The organism is Pseudomonas sp. S2_A10 (genome assembly GCF_054668465.1).
This window is the reverse complement of record NZ_CP162773.1, coordinates 3915198-3932263: the sequence shown is the minus strand read 5'-3', so window position 1 is coordinate 3932263 and position 17066 is coordinate 3915198. Positions and strand designations below refer to the sequence as shown.

At 61.0% G+C, this 17066-nt stretch carries 10 protein-coding genes; 4 read left to right on the top strand and 6 right to left on the bottom strand.

Translation table 11 applies throughout. The annotated features are described in order from the left end of the window. Positions 1-63: 63 nt before the first annotated feature. From AB4N41_RS17720 to AB4N41_RS17700, 5 genes are all read right to left on the bottom strand, one after another. Positions 64-1227 carry a zinc-binding metallopeptidase family protein gene (locus AB4N41_RS17720; protein ID WP_252877773.1) on the bottom strand — a complete coding sequence of 388 codons (1164 nt, stop codon included), beginning with the start codon at positions 1225-1227 and terminating at the stop codon, positions 64-66. A 275-nt stretch (positions 1228-1502) separates the two neighbouring features. Further along, complete coding sequence (gene ligA, locus AB4N41_RS17715; protein ID WP_252877772.1) at positions 1503-3860, bottom strand: NAD-dependent DNA ligase LigA; 2358 nt, start codon at positions 3858-3860, stop codon at positions 1503-1505. Between the two features lie 162 nt (positions 3861-4022). Next, complete coding sequence (zipA, locus tag AB4N41_RS17710; RefSeq protein WP_016773851.1) at positions 4023-4886, bottom strand: cell division protein ZipA; 864 nt, start codon at positions 4884-4886, stop codon at positions 4023-4025. Positions 4887-5145: 259 nt separating this feature from the next. Beyond that, a complete protein-coding gene (smc, locus tag AB4N41_RS17705; RefSeq protein WP_252877771.1) occupies positions 5146-8634 on the bottom strand; it encodes a chromosome segregation protein SMC in 3489 nt (1162 codons plus the stop codon). A 2-nt stretch (positions 8635-8636) separates the two neighbouring features. Then, positions 8637-9296 (bottom strand): GntR family transcriptional regulator, encoded by a 660-nt coding sequence (locus AB4N41_RS17700; RefSeq protein WP_039763015.1) that lies wholly within the window; start codon positions 9294-9296, stop codon positions 8637-8639. A gap of 268 nt (positions 9297-9564) precedes the next feature. Between AB4N41_RS17700 and xdhA the strand changes: the two genes are divergently transcribed. The 4 genes from xdhA to guaD all read left to right on the top strand — a co-directional run bounded on the left by xdhA (position 9565) and on the right by guaD (position 15705). Next, positions 9565-11019, top strand: a complete 1455-nt coding sequence (gene xdhA / locus AB4N41_RS17695; protein WP_252877770.1) for a xanthine dehydrogenase small subunit — start codon at positions 9565-9567, stop codon at positions 11017-11019. After that, positions 11012-13411 (top strand): xanthine dehydrogenase molybdopterin binding subunit, encoded by a 2400-nt coding sequence (xdhB, locus tag AB4N41_RS17690; protein WP_122692165.1) that lies wholly within the window; start codon positions 11012-11014, stop codon positions 13409-13411. The genes xdhA and xdhB overlap by 8 nt, the downstream gene beginning before the upstream one ends. A 118-nt stretch (positions 13412-13529) precedes the next feature. Continuing rightward, on the top strand, positions 13530-14387 hold the full coding sequence (gene xdhC / locus AB4N41_RS17685; protein WP_024012316.1) for a xanthine dehydrogenase accessory protein XdhC: 858 nt from the start codon (positions 13530-13532) through the stop codon (positions 14385-14387). Between the two features lie 13 nt (positions 14388-14400). After that, complete coding sequence (guaD, locus tag AB4N41_RS17680; protein ID WP_236169149.1) at positions 14401-15705, top strand: guanine deaminase; 1305 nt, start codon at positions 14401-14403, stop codon at positions 15703-15705. Positions 15706-15953: 248 nt separating this feature from the next. On the opposite strand, the gene AB4N41_RS17675 is transcribed toward guaD, so the two are convergent. Beyond that, complete coding sequence (locus AB4N41_RS17675) at positions 15954-16718, bottom strand: GntR family transcriptional regulator (protein WP_007918375.1); 765 nt, start codon at positions 16716-16718, stop codon at positions 15954-15956. Positions 16719-17066: the final 348 nt, after the last annotated feature.

Below are 17066 nucleotides of genomic sequence, written 5' to 3'. Positions count from 1 at the left end.
AAAAAATACCAACAGGTTCAAGGACATGCGGTGACGCCAAAAGATCGCAGCCTGCGCCAGCTTCTACAGGGCCAGGACTTCGTCTGCGCGACCGCCCGCATCCTGGATCACCAGATGAATGAAGTGCAGCTTGGCGATCGCCGCTGCCGGCAGTACGAACGGATAGAAATCCGGCTGGCCCATGCTGCGCGACAGTTCGTTGAGCATGCCCGCCAGCTCGATCCACGCATTGACGAATGACAGGAAAGCGCCACCGCCGGGGTGCTCCGGGTCGTACAGGGTGCTGGTCGGAAACGGCTGATAGTCAAAGTCCATTTCCCGCGCGCTCATGCCGAAGCCCAGCGCAGTATCCACGGCGTCCATCATGTGCAGGTAGTGCGCCCAGGTTTCCGCCCAGTCTTCCCACGGGTGCATGGTCGCGTAGGCACTGACGTAGTGCTGCGGCCAGTCCAGCGGTGCGCCTTGCTGGTAATGCCGGTCCAGCGCCTCGGCGTAACTGGCGCGCTCGTCGCCGAACAGGTTACGGAACGCCTCCAGCCAAGGGCCGTTGGCGATGAGGCGATCCCAGTAGTAGTGGCCGACCTCATGGCGAAAATGCCCGAGCAGCGTGCGGTAAGGTTCGTGCATCGCCGCCCTGACCTGCTCACGGTGCGCATCGTCGGCCTCTTTGATGTCGAGGGTGATCAGGCCATTGGCGTGGCCGGTCATCGGCGCGTTGCCTTCGAGGTCGACACCGATGAAGTCGAAAGCCAATCCGGTTTCTTCGTCGACGGTTTTCGGGATGACCGGCAAGCCGAGGGTGATCAGTTGCGCGACCAGTCGACGCTTGGCGATTTCGACCTTGCGCCAGCGTTCGGGATTTTCCGCGACGGAGAGATCAGGGATGGTGCGGTTAAGGCTGCAAGCGATGCACAAGGTGTCGTGATCGTTGGCCGGCAGCAGCCAGTTGCACGCGGCGGGCATGTCGAGGTTGGCGCAGCGGCGGAACAGTCCGGCGTCGGGATCAGCGTCGAGCGTCCAGGTGCCCTCTTCCGGCCCCGGCTGCAGCGAGGTCAGGCGACTTTGTTCAGGTTGATAACCGAGCAAGGCGTTACAGGCCAGGCACTGACTGTTGCGAAAGAACAGCGACTGGCCGCAACGGCACGGCCAGACTTTGCTGTTGCGTGAGGATCCGGCCACGAACGGCGCGATGATGCGGGAACTGAGCTGCTCGAAAAAGCGGTGCATGGCGATCTCTCCCTGGGACTGGCCAAGACTAGATCATTCTGAAGACAACATCGTTCCCACCCATAACCGCGCAGCCGGGTGATAGCACCATTGTGGTGAGGGGATTTATCCCCGCTCGACTGCGCAGCAGTCGCAAAAAACCGTACACGCGATACAGATGAAATGATCGGTCGCAGGGTCTTGGGGTCGCTGCGCAACCCAGCGGGGATAAATCCCCTCGCCACAGGTGTCCATCCGGACAGGGATAAATCCCCCCACCACGGGGGTTCCTCCGGTCAGACAGCGACGCCGTGGGTTTTGAGGAAGGCGATAAACGCTTCTTCGTCCATGACTTTCACACCCAACTCGTTGGCCTTGGTCAGTTTCGAGCCGGCACCCGGGCCTGCGACCACGCAATGGGTTTTCGCCGACACCGAACCGGCGACCTTGGCACCCAGGCTTTCCAGATGATCCTTGGCCACATCCCGGCTCATCAGTTCGACCTTGCCGGTCAGCACCCAGGTTTCCCCGGACAGCGGCAGACCTTCGACGACTTTCTTCTCGCTCTGCCAATGCATGCCGAAATCGCGCAATTGCTGCTCGGCCTGCTCGGCCAGTTGCCGATGCTCAGGCGAGGCGAAGAACTCGCGTACCGAGTTGGCCTGCTTCTCCGGCAATGCCTGGCGCATGTCCAGCCAGTCAGCGTTCATCACCGCTTCCAGCGAACCGAAGCGATCGGCGAGTTTCTGCGCACCACCGGGGCCGACGAAGGGAATGTGCAGTTTGTCGAGCAAGCCGCCCAGCGTGGTACTGGCGGCGAATTCGGCGCCCAACTCGCCCTGATCCTGAATCTGCAAACCATGGCCGAGCAATTCGCTGATGACCTGCTGGTTGTGCGCATCCTCAAAGAAACTGTGAATCTCGTGCGCCACTTCCAGGCCGACATCCGGCAGGTAGGTCAGCACGTGCGGCAGGGCCTGTTGCACGCGTTCCAGCGAACCCAGCGAACGCGCCAGCACTTTCGCCGTTTCTTCACCGACATCGGGAATGCCGAGGGCGTAGATGAAACGTGCCAGGCTCGGTTGCTTGCTGTCTTCGATGGCTTTCAGAAGCTTGTTGCTCGATACCTCGGCGAAGCCTTCCAGATCGACGATGTCGTCGAACTTCAACGCATACAGATCGGCCGGCGAACTGACCAGACCTTCGTCGACCAGTTGCTCGACGCTCTTGTCGCCCAAACCTTCGATGTCCATGGCCCGGCGCGAGACGAAGTGGATGATCGCCTGCTTCAATTGCGCACCACAGGCCAGTCGGCCGACGCAGCGATACACCGCACCTTCGCTGAAGGTTTCCTTGCCCTTGCTGCGCTTGACCAGTTGCGTGCGTTCAACGTGGGAGCCGCACACCGGGCAGCTCTGAGGAATGGCAACCGGGCGCGCGTCATCGGGGCGACGCTCGGTGATCACTTGCACCACTTGCGGAATCACATCGCCGGCGCGGCGAATGATCACCGTGTCGCCGATCATCAAGCCCAGCCGCGCCACTTCGTCCATGTTGTGCAACGTGGCATTGGCCACGGTGACGCCGGCGACTTTCACCGGTTTCAGGCGCGCCACGGGAGTTACCGCACCGGTGCGGCCGACCTGGAATTCCACGTCGAGCAGCTCGGTGAGTTCTTCCATCGCCGGGAATTTGTGCGCGATCGCCCAGCGCGGCTCGCGGGCGCGGAAGCCCAGTTCACGCTGGTCGGCAATGCTGTTGACCTTGAACACCACGCCATCGATTTCATAGGCCAGCGAGTTACGGCGCTCGCCGATGTCGCGGTAATACTCCAGGCACTCGTCGATGCCCTTGGCCAGCTTCAGTTCGTGACTGATCGGCATGCCCCACTTCTGCAACTGCTTGAGGTTACCGATGTGGGTGTCGGCGATATCGTGAGACACCTGGCCGATGCCATAGCAGCAGAATTCCAGCGGACGATTGGCGGTGATCTTCGAATCGAGCTGGCGCAGGCTGCCTGCTGCCGCGTTGCGCGGGTTGGCGAAGGTCTTGCCGCCGATTTCCAGTTGCGAAGCATTGAGGCGCTCGAAACCGGCCTTGGACATGAACACTTCACCGCGCACTTCCAGCGTTGCCGGCCAGCCTTCGCCGTGCAGCTTCAGCGGAATATTGCGCACGGTGCGCACGTTGACGCTGATGTCCTCGCCGGTGGTGCCATCGCCACGGGTGGCGCCGCGCACCAGCAGACCATCCTGATACAGCAGGCTGACCGCCAGGCCATCGAGCTTCGGCTCGCAGCTGTATTCCACCGCCGCGCCGCCACCAAACAGATCGCCGGCCGGCACGTCGAGGCCTTCGTTGACGCGGCGATCGAACTCGCGCATGTCGGATTCTTCGAAGGCGTTGCCGAGGCTGAGCATCGGAATTTCGTGACGCACCTGAGTGAACGCGGTCAACGCCATGCTGCCGACGCGCTGGGTCGGCGAATCGCTGGTGATCAGTTCCGGGTTGGCCGCCTCCAGTGCCTTGAGCTCGTGGAACAAGCGATCGTACTCGGCATCGGGAATGCTCGGCTCGTCGAGAACGTGATAGCGATAGTTGTGCTGATCCAGCTCAGCGCGCAGCTCTAGAATGCGGGTTTTGGCGGCGGTCATGGGTGTTCTCTCATAAAGCAAAAGAGCAGCCGAGGCTGCTCCAGTTTTATTCCATTATCGGCGGCGGGGCCAGAAGATCGCAGCCTCGTTGCACTCGTCAGCTCCTCCAGTATCGCGATCCTCTGTAGGAGCTGCCGAAGGCTGCGATCTTTTGATCTGGACTTAGCGCTTCTGGGTCAATGCGCGGCGTTCGAATTCGACGATGCGCTGACGGTAATGCTCAATCGTCTGCGCGGTCAGTACGCTGCGCTGGTCATCTTTCAACTCACCGTTCAATTCCTGGGACAGCTTGCGGGCTGCCGCGACCATCACGTCGAAGGCCTGCTTTGGATGACGCGGGCCTGGCAGACCGAGGAAGAAGCTCACCGCCGGGGTGCTGAAGTGGTCGATGTCGTCCAGATCGAAGATACCCGGCTTGACCGCGTTGGCCATGGAGAACAGCACTTCACCGTTGCCGGCCATGCTTTCGTGGCGGTGGAAAATGTCCATCTCGCCGAAACGCAGGCCGCTTTCGAGAATGTTCTGCAGCAGCGCAGGGCCTTTGAAGCCGGCCGGATCGCGGCAGATCACGCTGATCACCAGGACTTCTTCGGCTTGCGGCTGATCTTTTTCCGCCACGGCCGCTGCAGGCTTGCTGTCTTCGGCGAAATCGTCGTCACGGCTGCTGAAGCTCGGGCCGCCGTCCAGATCGAGGTCGAGGTTCAAGTCGCCCTGCGCCGGGCCGTTGCTGCCGCGCTTGCCACGTTTCGAACCGGATTCACGCGGCTCGCGGGCTTCGCGGTTGGGCATGCTCACCGACGGCAGATCGTGCTCGTCCAGTTGCGGCTCTTTGTGCGTATCCAGGACGCGGGCCGGGCCCAACAGCTCGGCGCTGGTGTCCTCGTCCGGCAGATTGGACAGGCTCCGGTCGAGACGGAATTTCAGCTTTCCCTTGCCGCCGCGCATACGGCGCCAGCCATCGAAAAGAATACCGGCTATCACAATGATGCCGATGACGATCAGCCACTCGCGCAGACCGATTTCCATGTAATCCCGTGCCTCTATAAAAAATGCTGAAAAATAAGGGGTTTACACTGCGTAAACCGCTTTAAAACGTGGCGCCAACTCTATGTTCTGACAGGCGTTTTGCCCACGTATACGAAAAATTGACATTAAACTAGCACGACCAAAGACAACTTTACACCGTCTGTCTCATTTGGCTTGCGCGAATATGTCGATTGGCCATCCCGCCGATGTCAGTAAAAAGTCCTACAGACCTCCAAAACTATTCCGACACCACACCGACTCAGGCATCCACCATCGCCATCGCCTCCTCGACATCCACCGCCACCAGTCGCGAGCAGCCCGGTTCATGCATCGTCACACCCATCAACTGCTCGGCCATTTCCATGGCGATCTTGTTGTGGGTGATGTAGATGAACTGCACGGTCTGCGACATCTCTTTGACCAGGCGTGCGTAGCGTCCAACGTTAGCGTCATCCAGTGGCGCGTCAACCTCATCGAGCATGCAGAACGGCGCCGGGTTCAACTTGAAGATGGCAAAAACCAGGGCCAGTGCAGTCAAGGCTTTTTCGCCGCCGGAAAGCAAATGGATGGTGCTGTTCTTCTTCCCGGGCGGCTGCGCCATGATCGTCACCCCTGTATCGAGTAGATCTTCGCCCGTCAGTTCCAAATACGCGCGCCCGCCACCGAAAACTTTCGGGAAAAGTGCCTGCAAACCGCCGTTGATCTGATCAAAGGTATCTTTGAAACGGTTGCGGGTTTCCTTGTCGATCTTGCGGATGACGTTTTCCAGGGTCTCCAGCGCCTCGACCAGATCGGCGTCCTGCGCATCCAGATAACGTTTACGCTCCGATTGTTGCGTGTATTCATCGATGGCCGCGAGGTTGATCGCACCCAGGCGCTGAATTCGCGCGTTGATGCGTTCGAGTTCTTCTTCGGCCTCGCGTTCACTGGCTTGCGCCGTCAATGTTGCGAGCACGCCGTTGAGATCGTAGCCATCTTCGAGCAGTTGATCTTGCAAAGCCTTGCGCCGTACGGTCAGCGCCTGCCATTCCATGCGCTGTTGTTCGAGCTGGCCGCGAATCAACTGCGATTGCTGCTCGGCCTGGGTGCGGCGTTTTTCGGCGTCGCGCAATTCACGATCGGCGTCTTCCAGGGCGATCTGCGCAGTCTTGAGTTCTTCATCGACGGTCATGCGCTTGTCGAGCAACTCTTCGAGCTTGAGGCGCAGCTCTTCCAGCGGCGCCTCGCCCTCCTCCAGATTCAGGCTCAACTGCTCGCGCTTTTCAGTCAGACGCTTGGCCTGCATTTCCAGACGTTCCAGCGCCTGGCGCGTGGAGTCGTGCTGCGCGCGCAACGAGCCAAGACGCACGGCCAGTTGATGGGCGTGATCCTTGTGCTGCCGGGCTTCCTGACGCACGCGATCAAGGCGCTCGCGCAGGCTGTCGCGCTGGGCCAGCAGCAACTCGCGCTGCTCGGTGTCGAGCGCCATGGTGTCCAGCGCTTCTTGCAATTGCATGCGCGCTTCGCCGACCTGCTCGTGCTCAAGCTCGCGCTGTTCGGCGAGCTCGACCAGTTCTTCATCGAGACGGGTGCGGCGCAATGTCAGTTGCTCGGCCTTGGCCTTGCCAGCGGACAATTGTGCTTTCAGTTCGCCTTGCTGGCGCGCTTCGTCCTGCAGCAAGCGGCGCAGATGTTCGCGGCCGTTTTCCTGCTGGCGCTGTTGCGCGCGCAAGGTTTGCAGGCGGGTTTCCATGGCCTCGACGGTGGCTTCGCGCTCTTCGCGTTCAAGCTGCAAGTCGTCGATTTCCTGGCCACGGGCGAGCATTCCGCTTTCCGCTTCGCTGGCGCGACGTACGCGTAAAAAGTGTCGTCCGACCCAATAGCCGTCGCGGCTGATCAGGCTTTGCCCGGCGCTCAACTGACCGCGCAACGCCAGCGCCTGTTCAAGGCTGTCGACCGGTTTGACCTGGCCGAGCCACGGCGATAGATCGATCTGCGCCTCGACTTTGTCCAGCAGGCTGCCCGCCACCCGCACGCCATCGCTGGCCGGGCTGAGCAGGCGCAAATCGCCTTGGGTGAAACCGGACAGATCGAAGCCGCTGAAATCGTCGACCAGTACCGCTTGCAGATCGGCGCCGAGCACGGTTTCCACCGCCAGCTCCCAACCGGCCTCGACCTTCAGGCCTTCGGCCAGACGCGGACGCTCGGCGAGATTGTGTTCCTTCAACCATTCGGCGGTGCCGGTGCCCGGATCGAGCGCGGCCTGCTGCAAGGCTTCCAGCGACGCCAGACGCCCGTTGAGCCGCTGCAGATCGCCCTGCGCCTGCTGCTGCGCGGTCAACGCCTGCTGCAACTCCTGACGCAGTTGTTCGAGCTTTTCGACCTGCGCTTCTTCGCTGGTCTGTAAATCTTCCAGGGTCGCTTCAGACTCGGCGAGCTGCTCATTGAGCGCCATGATCGCCGCGTCTTCCGGGTCGGCGGACAGCAACGCACGTTCTTCGGCGAGGCGCTTCTGCCGGTCGGCCAGGCGCTCCATGCTGCTTTCCAGCTGCTGGATCCGCGATTGCTGGACTTCAGCCTGACGGCGCGGTTCGGCAGCGGTCAGGTTGAAAGCGTCCCACTGCTCCTGCCAGCCGTGCATAGTGGTTTCGGCTTCTTCGAGGGCCGCAGCGGCTTCCTCGGCGGCGGCGCTGGTGACTTCCTGCTCGGGGGTGAGCATGTCCAGTTCTTCGCCGAGGGTCAGCAGCAACGTGCGGTCGTGGCCCAGGTGCGATTCGGTTTCCAGACGCGCGCGCTCGGCTTCTTTCAGATCGTCCTGCAACTGACGCAAACGCTGCTGGCCGTGCTGGATGCTCTGCTCGACCCGGGCGATGTCGCCGCCGACCGAATAGAAGCGGCCCTGCACCAGATTGAAGCGCTCGGACAGGTCGTGGTGACCGTCACGCAGGCGTTCGATGGCGGCGTCAGCGTTACGCTGTTCAGCGACCAACGCTTCGAAGCTGACTTCCTGGTTGCCGATGATCGACTCGCGCTGGCCGACCTGCTCGTTGAGGTCCTGCCAGCGCAGCGCCGACAGTTGCGCCTTGAGCTGACGCTCTTCGGCCTTGAGTTCCTGATACTTTTTCGCCGCCTCGGCCTGACGGTGCAGACGTTCGAGCTGGCGCTCCAGTTCTTCGCGCAGGTCGGTGAGGCGGGCGAGGTTTTCGTGGGTGCGGCGGATGCGGTTCTCGGTCTCGCGGCGGCGCTCTTTATATTTCGAGATGCCGGCGGCTTCCTCGATGAAGTTACGCAGGTCTTCGGGCTTGGATTCGATCAGCTTGGAGATCATCCCCTGTTCGATGATCGAGTAGCTGCGCGGACCGAGGCCGGTGCCGAGGAAAATATCGGTGATGTCGCGCCGACGGCATTTGGTGCCGTTGAGGTAATAGGTGGTCTGGCTGTCGCGGGTGACTTTGCGGCGGATGGAAATTTCCGCGTAGGCGGCGTATTCGCCGAGCAGCGTGCCGTCGGAGTTGTCGAACACCAGTTCGATGCTGGCCTGGCTCACCGGTTTGCGGCTGGTCGAGCCGTTGAAGATGACATCGGTCATCGACTCGCCACGGAGGTTCTTCGCCGAACTTTCGCCCATCACCCAGCGCACCGCGTCGATGATGTTCGACTTGCCGCAACCGTTCGGCCCGACGACCGCCGCCATGTTACTGGGGAAGTTCACCGTGGTCGGGTCGACGAAGGATTTGAACCCCGCCAGTTTGATGCACTTCAGCCGCACGCTCAGGCAACCGTCAGCGCAGACACCACCAGATCGCAGCTGCGCTGGGCATACGCCGTGAGCACGATGCGGATCTGCGGCAAATCACGGGCGAGTACGGCGGCGAGCAAGCGTTCGAACAGTTCGAGGAATTCGCTCATTTCCGCCTTGCGCTGTTCGAGGGCGAGGAAATACGCGCGGCTCATCGCCGGCTGGAGGTTCTCGACGGTTTCTTGCAGGTACGGATTGTTGGCAAACGGATAGGCGGCGCGCATCACCGCAAAGCTGTCATCGACGAAGCTGCGGATATCGCCGCGTTCGTAATTGGCGGTCAGGCGCTGCTGGATCTGCACGAAGGGCGCCATGTCCGACTGCACTTGCCAGCCATTGGCCACGGAATTGCCGAGCAGGATGTACAGCTCGCTCATCAGCGTGCACAGGCTCTGCACCTTGTGCGGCGTCAGCTCGGTAACGTGGGCGCCACGACGCGGCAGGATCGCGATCAGGTGACGGCGCTCGAGGATCAGCAAGGCTTCGCGGACCGAACCGCGGCTGACGTTGAGCGCCAGCGTGACCTTCTGTTCCTGGATGCGCTCTCCCGGCTTCATTTCGCCACGAATGATGCGTTCGGCGAGGTGGTGAGCGATTTGCTCGGCGAGGCTGTCCGGCGCCTTGAACGTCATGGTTGTCCTTCAAACTCTATCGATCTGCACAAGCGGCGCAGTGTAGCGCAAATGCGCGGTCATGGCGGAGTGCCCACTCAGCGGTTTTTGGCACGAATCCCGCAAAAAAGCGCGGTGACCGATGAAGGTCAATACTGAATAGACACGCTGTTGATCGACGAAACGGATTTTCCTGACCTTTAAGTCAGAAAACCATTGACCGAAAAGTCAGACCTGCTAAATTCGGTTCACGTCGGTTAACAACAATAATGAGTCTGCGAGGCCTTCCGTGATCCAGTTTTTACTTAACCAGGAACTCCGTAGCGAGCACGCCCTGGACCCGAATCTGACTGTGCTCAATTACCTGCGTGAACACGTGGGCAAGCCCGGCACCAAAGAAGGTTGCGCCAGCGGTGACTGCGGAGCCTGCACCGTGGTGGTTGGCGAGTTGCAGACCGATGACAGCGGGCGTGAACACATTCGCTATCGCAGCCTCAACTCGTGCCTGACTTTCGTCTCATCGTTGCACGGCAAACAACTGATCAGCGTTGAAGACCTCAAGCACAAGGGCGAACTGCACAGCGTGCAGAAAGCCATGGTCGAGTGCCACGGTTCGCAGTGCGGCTTCTGCACTCCCGGTTTCGTCATGTCGTTGTTCGCCCTGCAAAAGAACAGCGATGCGCCGGATCAGGCCAAGGCCCACGAAGCGCTGGCCGGCAACCTCTGCCGCTGCACCGGCTACCGCCCTATTCTGGCCGCTGCCGAACAATCCTGCTGCGGCAAACCAGCGGATCAGTTCGACGCCCGCGAAGCCGAAACCATTGCCCGCCTCAAGGCCATCGCGCCGACCGATATCGGCGAACTCAACAGCGGCGACAAGCGCTGCCTGGTGCCGCTGACCGTCGCTGACTTGGCCGATCTCTACGACGCTTATCCACAAGCGCGCCTGCTCGCCGGCGGCACCGATCTGGCGCTGGAAGTCACCCAGTTCCACCGCACTCTGCCGGTGATGATCTATGTCGGCAACGTCGCCGAGATGAAGCGCATCGAAACCTTCGATGACCGCATCGAAATCGGCGCCGCCACTGCCCTCTCCGACTGCTATGAGGCGTTGAATGCCGAGTACCCGGACTTCGGCGAACTGCTGCACCGCTTCGCCTCGTTGCAGATCCGCAATCAGGGCACCCTCGGCGGCAACATCGGCAACGCCTCGCCGATCGGTGACTCGCCACCGCTGCTGATCGCCCTCGGCGCGCAGATCGTGCTGTGCAAAGGCGAAACCCGCCGCACCTTGAACCTGGAAGATTACTTCATCGACTACCGCGTCACCGCGCGCCAGGAAAGCGAATTCATCGAAAAAATCATCGTCCCGCGCGCCAGCGCCGAGCAGTTGTTCCGCGCCTATAAAGTGTCGAAGCGACTGGACGACGACATCTCCGCCGTCTGTGCCGCGTTCAATCTGCGCGTGGAAAATGGCGTGATCAGCGACGCCCGGGTGGCCTTCGGCGGTATGGCGGCAATCCCCAAACGCGCTGCGAATTGCGAAGCCGTGCTGCTCGGTCAGCCGTTCAATAACGCCGTGATCGAACGCGCCTGCGCCGCGCTGGCCGAGGATTTCACGCCACTCTCGGACTTCCGCGCCAGCAAGGAATATCGCCTGCTCAGCGCGCAGAATCTGCTGCGCAAATACTTCATCGAACTGCAAACACCGCACATCGAGACTCGGGTGACCGCTTATGTCTAACCATCACGCCGTAGAGAAGACTCAAGCTGAATTGGCCGAACTGTTCGCCAAGGATCTGACCACCGGTGTCGGCCGCAGCGTCAAGCACGACAGCGCCGCCAAGCATGTGTCCGGTGAAGCGCAGTACATCGATGATCGGCTGGAATTCCCCAACCAATTGCACCTGTATGCGCGCCTGTCGGACCGTGCCCACGCGAAAATCCTCAGCATCGACACGTCGCCGTGCTACGCCTTCGAAGGCGTGCGCATTGTCATCACCCACGAAGACGTGCCGGGCCTGAAGGACATCGGCCCGCTGATGCCGGGTGACCCGCTGCTGGCCATCGATGACGTGCAGTTTGTCGGCCAGCCAGTGCTGGCAGTCGCGGCGAAAGACCTGGAAACCGCGCGCAAGGCAGCGATGGCGGCGATCATCGAATACGAAGATCTGGAACCGGTGCTCGACGTCGTCGAAGCCCTGCGCAAACGCCATTTCGTGCTCGACAGCCACACCCATCAGCGCGGCGATTCGGCTTCGGCACTGGCCACGGCTGAACACCGCATTCAGGGCACGCTGCACATCGGCGGCCAGGAGCACTTCTATCTGGAGACACAGATCTCCTCGGTGATGCCTACTGAAGACGGCGGCATGATCGTCTACTGCTCGACGCAGAACCCGACCGAAGTGCAAAAACTGGTCGCCGAAGTGCTCGACGTGTCGATGAACAAAATCGTCGTCGACATGCGCCGCATGGGCGGTGGTTTCGGCGGCAAGGAAACCCAGGCCGCGAGCCCGGCGTGCCTGTGCGCGGTGGTCGCGCACCTCACCGGCCAACCGACCAAGATGCGCCTGCCGCGTGTCGAAGACATGCTGATGACCGGCAAGCGCCACCCGTTCTACGTTGAATACGACGTCGGCTTCGACAGCAGCGGCCGTCTGCACGGGATTAACATGGAGCTGGCCGGCAACTGCGGCTGCTCGCCGGACTTGTCCGCCTCGATCGTTGACCGCGCGATGTTCCACTCGGACAACTCTTACTATCTCGGCGATGCGACCATCAACGGTCACCGCTGCAAGACCAACACCGCGTCGAACACTGCTTATCGCGGCTTCGGCGGCCCGCAAGGCATGGTCGCCATCGAAGAAGTGATGGACGCGATTGCCCGGCATCTGAAGCTCGACCCGCTGGCGGTGCGCAAGGCCAACTACTACGGCAAGACCGAGCGCAACGTCACCCACTACTACCAGACCGTCGAGCACAACATGCTCGAAGAGATGACCGCCGAACTGGAAGAAAGCAGCCAGTACGCCGAGCGCCGCGAAGCGATCCGTCGCTACAACGCCAACAGCCCGATCCTGAAAAAAGGCCTGGCGCTGACTCCGGTGAAATTCGGCATTTCCTTCACCGCGAGCTTCTTGAACCAGGCCGGTGCGCTGATCCACATCTACACCGACGGCAGCATCCACCTGAACCACGGCGGTACGGAAATGGGTCAGGGCCTGAATACCAAAGTCGCTCAGGTCGTGGCGGAAGTGTTCCAGGTCGAAATCGATCGTGTGCAGATCACTGCGACCAACACCGACAAAGTGCCCAACACCTCGCCGACCGCTGCCTCCAGCGGCGCCGACCTGAACGGCAAAGCCGCGCAGAACGCAGCACAGACCATCAAGCAACGCTTGGTCGAGTTCGCCGCGCGGCACTACAAGGTCAGCGAAGAAGACGTCGAATTCCGCAACGGCCACGTGCGGGTGCGCGAGCAGATCCTGACGTTCGAAGCGCTGATCCAGCAGGCGTATTTCAATCAGGTCTCGCTGTCGAGCACCGGCTTCTACAAGACCCCGAAAATCTACTACGACCGCAGTCAGGCGCGGGGCCGTCCGTTCTATTACTTCGCTTTCGGCGCAGCCTGCTGCGAAGTGATCGTCGACACCCTGACCGGCGAGTACAAGATGCTGCGCACCGACATCCTGCATGACGTCGGCGCCTCGCTGAACCCGTCGATCGACATCGGTCAGGTCGAGGGTGGTTTTGTGCAAGGCATGGGCTGGCTGACCATGGAAGAGCTGGTCTGGAACAACAAAGGCAAGCTGATGACCAACGGCCCGGCCAGCTACAAGATCCCGGCGGTGGCGGACATGCCGCTGGATCTGCGAGTGAAGCTGGTGGAAAACCGCAAGAACCCGGAAGACACGGTGTTCCATTCCAAAGCTGTCGGTGAACCGCCGTTCATGCTCGGGATTGCCGCGTGGTGCGCGATCAAGGACGCGGTGGCGAGTCTCGGTGATTATCAGCATCAGCCGAAAATCGACGCGCCAGCCACGCCGGAGCGGGTGTTGTGGGGTTGCGAGCAGATGCGTCAGCTCAAAGCGGTGAAGGCTGTCGAAGCTGAAACCGAGCTGGCTCCGCTCTAGGACCGAGGCGCGGCCATTCGCGAGCAGGCTCGCTCCCACATTGGCAATGCATTCCAAATGTGGGAGCGAGCCTGCTCGCGAAGAGGCCGGCACAGACAACGAAGATGTCGAGGTGAACATGTACAACTGGATCGACGCCCTCGCCGACCTGCAGAACCAGGGCGAGCCCTGTGTGCTGGTGACGATCATCGAAGAACTCGGTTCGACGCCACGCAACGCCGGCTCGAAAATGGTCGTCAGCGCCGACCGCCTGTTCGACACCATCGGTGGCGGGCATCTGGAATTCAAAGCCATGCAGATCGCCCGCGAGATGCTCGCCAGCGGCAAGCAGGACACCCATCTGGAGCGCTTCAGCCTCGGCGCCAGTCTCGGCCAGTGCTGCGGTGGCGCTACGGTGTTGCTGTTCGAACCGATGGGCCAGGTGCAGGCGCAGATTGCCGTGTTCGGTGCCGGCCATGTTGGTCGCGCCCTCGTGCCGCTGCTGGCCAGCCTGCCCTGCCGGGTGCGCTGGATCGATTCGCGCGAGGCCGAGTTCCCTGAACACATCCCTCACGGCGTGCGTAAAATCGTCAGCGAAGAGCCAGTGGACGAAGTCGATGATCTGCCCGCCGGCAGCTACTGCATCGTCATGACCCACAACCATCAGCTCGATCTGGAGCTGACCGCGGCGATTCTCAAGCGTAACGATTTCACTTGGTTCGGCCTGATCGGCTCGAAAACCAAACGCGCCAAATTCGAACACCGTCTGCGTGATCGTGGTTTCGACCCGAGCGTGGTGCAGCGCATGCGCTGCCCGATGGGCATCGGCGAAGTCAAAGGCAAACTGCCTGTGGAAATCGCCATCTCCATCGCCGGCGAAATCATCGCCACTTACAACGCCAATTTCGGCCAGCACAGCGCCCGCGCCGAACCGATTGCCCGACTGCTGCCCGCTTCGCGCCGCAGTCAGGCCGCCAAACTCAAAGCCTCAAACTGATTAGAGAACCCTCATGCCTCTGACTCGCAAAGCCTACCGAGCCGCCATCCTGCACAGCATCGCCGACCCTGCCGAAGTCGGCATCGAAGCCTCGTATGAATATTTCGAGGATGGCCTGCTGGTGATCGACGACGGCAAGATCAGCGCCCTCGGCCACGCCAGCGAACTGCTGCCAACCCTGCCGGCGGATATCGAGATCAACCATTATCAGGATGCGCTGATCACCCCCGGCTTCATCGATACGCACATTCACCTGCCGCAGACCGGCATGGTCGGCTCCTATGGCGAGCAACTGCTCGACTGGCTGAACACCTACACCTTCCCCTGCGAAAGCCAGTTTGGCGACAAGGCCCACGCCGACGAAGTGGCGGACATTTTCATCAAGGAACTGCTGCGCAACGGCACCACCACGGCGCTGGTGTTCGGCAGCGTGCACCCGCAGTCAGTCAATTCGTTTTTTGAAGCGGCGGAAAAGCTTGATCTGCGCATGATCGCCGGCAAGGTGATGATGGACCGCAATGCCCCGGACTATCTGGTCGATACCGCCGAATCCAGCTACGTCGACAGCAAGGCGCTGATCGAGCGCTGGCACGGCAAGGGTCGATTGCACTATGCGGTGACACCGCGCTTCGCCCCCACCAGCACCCCGGAACAACTGACCCTCGCCGGGCAATTGCTGACGGAATACCCGGATCTGTACATGCAGACCCACATCAGCGAAAACCTCAAGGAAATCGAGTGGGTCAAAGAGCTGTTTCCGGAGCGCAAGGGCTACCTCGACGTCTACGATCATTACCAGTTGCTCGGCGAACGCTCGGTATTCGCCCACGGCGTGCACCTGTGTGACGAAGAATGCGCGCGGCTGGCGGAAACCGGCTCGGCGATCTCGTTCTGCCCGACCTCGAACCTGTTCCTCGGCAGCGGCCTGTTCAACCTGCCGATGGCCGAGAAGCACAAGCTCAATGTCGGCCTCGGTACCGACGTCGGCGGCGGTACCAGTTTCTCCCTGCTGCAAACCCTCAACGAAGCCTACAAGGTCATGCAACTGCAGGGCGCGCGGTTGAGCCCGTTCAAGTCGCTGTACCTGGCAACCCTGGGTGGTGCGCGGGCGCTGCGTCTGGAAGACAGGATCGGCAATCTGCAACCGGGCTCCGATGCCGACTTCCTGGTACTGGATTACAACGCCACGCCGCTGCTGAGTTATCGCTTGAAGCAGTCGAATAACATTGCCGAGACGTTGTTTGTACTGATGACGCTGGGGGATGACCGCACGGTGGCGCAGACGTATGCGGCGGGGGCGCTGGTGCATCAGCGCTAACCTCTTCGCACTGATCGTTCCCACGCTCTGCGTGGGAATGCAGCCCGTGACGCTCTGCGTCACTGGACGCGGAGCGTCCCTAGAGGCGTTCCCACGCAGAGCGTGGGAACGATCATCCCGGTGGTGTTTACCCCTGGGGATTTTTGATGCCGGTCAGGTTGTCTTCGCGAGCAGGCTCGCTCCCACCTTTGAAATGCATTCCCCTGTGGGAGCGAGCCTGCTCGCGAAAGCCGCGACTCTGTTTCAGCTTAGAGCTTGGCCGCTGGACGCCCCGGCTTCTTGGTCTGCAACAAATGCGAGAACACCGCATGCAGATCATCCGACGCGCCTTCCTCGTCGAGGTTGAGCTTGCTGTCGATGTGATCCATATGATGCATCATCAGGTTCACCGCCAGTTCGCCGTCGCGCTTTTCGATGGCATCGATCAGCTGCGTGTGTTCGTCGTACGAGCAGTGCGAGCGGTTGCCGCTTTCATACTGGGCAATGATCAGCGAGGTCTGCGAAACCAGGCTGCGCTGGAAGCTGATCAACGGTGCGTTCATCGCCGCTTCCGCCAGTTTCAGGTGGAATTCGCCCGACAGACGAATACCGGCACCGCGATCGCCGCGCGAGAAACTGTCGCGCTCATCGTTGACCATCTGCCGCAATTCGGCGATCTGCTCGGCCGTGGCGTGCTGCACGGCCAATTCAGTGATCGCACGCTCGACCAGACGGCGGGCGAGGAACACTTGACGCGCTTCTTCAACACTCGGGCTGGCTACGACGGCGCCACGATTCGGCCGCAACAGCACCACGCCTTCATGGGCCAGACGCGACAGCGCGCGGCGAATGATGGTGCGGCTGACCCCGAAGATTTCCCCCAGCGCCTCTTCGCTCAACTTGGTACCGGGCGCCAGACGCTGTTCGAGGATGGCCTCGAAGATATGCGCGTAGACAATATCGTCCTGGGTTCCGCTGCGGCCGGCTTTGCCTGCTCGCGGTTGTTTCTTGAGGGGTTGCAACTGTTCGTTCATGGGCACTCGAGTCGGGAAAACTGCGGCGAATAGACCGTGACTGTAATACGGCACAGTAGGTCGCTGGCAAGTATCGCGTAAAAAACAGCGCGATTGTACACAATGAATGGTGGCAACACGACTGTACGGCTATTTGCGCCTGCGGCTGTATTGCAACGGTTTGTCAGGTTTGAGTTTAGGCTTGATCGCAGAATCCGCCTTCTACGCACAATCCCTTACGTAGGAGCTGCCGAAGGCTGCGATCTTTTGATCTTGCTTCTTAGAATCAAAGTCAAAAGATCGCGGCCTTCGGCAGCTCCTACAGGGATTCGTGTTGTGGCGGACATCTCCATTGCTATAAGGAACACC